This window comes from Gelidibacter salicanalis (assembly GCF_016469035.1).
GTDB classification, from domain to species: domain Bacteria; phylum Bacteroidota; class Bacteroidia; order Flavobacteriales; family Flavobacteriaceae; genus Gelidibacter; species Gelidibacter salicanalis_A.
This window is the reverse complement of the sequence record NZ_JAEHJZ010000093.1, coordinates 1-1,147: the sequence shown is the minus strand read 5'-3', so window position 1 is coordinate 1,147 and position 1,147 is coordinate 1. Positions and strand designations below refer to the sequence as shown.

Annotated in this window: 1 protein-coding gene; it reads right to left on the bottom strand. The window is 43.7% G+C overall.

Going from position 1 to position 1,147, the window contains the following annotated elements; translation table 11 throughout:
- The coding region (locus tag JEM65_RS20920; RefSeq protein WP_262895274.1) for a reverse transcriptase domain-containing protein at nucleotides 1-713 on the bottom strand (713 nt) is incomplete at its 3' end.
- Nucleotides 714-1,147: the final 434 nt, after the last annotated feature.

Sequence of the window (1,147 nt, the reverse complement as noted above, 5' to 3'; positions counted from 1 at the left end):
TGAAGTCCATCGGTTAGAATGTCCGTCTTTAGAATCTTTAAGATAAGTCGTAAAAGTTGCTTGTCTCCTATTCTGGTACTCAATAGCCACATCAATCTTTGGTGGTTTACTTCGTCAAAGAATTTGGCTAAGTCTAAATCTACTGCCTTGGTCTTGCCTAATTTGACAAACTTACAGGCCTGTCTCAGAGCTTGATGAGCATTGCGTTTGGGACGGAACCCGTAACTGTTGGGCGAGAACTTGGGATCAAATATTGGTTGCAATACTTGGCCGATGGCTTGTTGCACCACTCGGTCTTTTACGGTGGGGATGCCCAATTGACGAAATCCTCCTTTGGGTTTCGGGATTTGGATCCCTTTAACGGCTTGTGGTTCATAGACTTCTTGTTGTAGTTCCATTTGAAGGTCTTGGTAGTGCTCGGCAAACCAATCTCCAAAGTCTTGTACGCTCATTTTATCTACTCCTGCACTTCCGCCGTTGCTTCTTACCTGCTTATAGGCTTTTTGCAAATTCCTGAAACTTATAACTTGTTCCAGTAAATTTGTTGTCTGATCTCGTTCTTCCCTGCATATAGAAAGCCACTCAGGATTTACCTTTCCACTGCTTTGAAACCATACGGGTGTCGCTACAGCGAAAAGGTCGTTGCCATGAAAACATTCTTCCTGTCCAGCAGGCTTCATCTGATTCTTCAACTGTTTTCTATCCTTTTTCATTGTCTTTTACTATTCTAAAAAAAAACTCCCCAGCTTTAAGGATTCAGCCCTTCGCTCCACATTCATTACAAATGCTTCTTCACTACTATGGCTTCGGCTGACTTCTGCAATAACACTTTGCCTAAACAGTTCGCTCGTCTCAGCCTCGGTTAACTATTGCAGACCTCCTACGGTAAACTCATATCTCTTTCAATGTAACTGACATAATTTACTACCTCTGTTTACGTCCAACTATCGGGCTTTGCGGTCTAATGCCCACTGACCCACAGAGTAAGCCTTATATTATGTTTCTGTTCGTTCAATCACAGATTTGCCGCCAGCTTCCTTCAGATTCCCCCTCACGAAAGACACCCTTGCTCTTGGCTAACGATTCCCATTGGCAGGCTCGTTCGGGACTTGCACCCTATAGATATATGGTATGCGTAGCGCACATA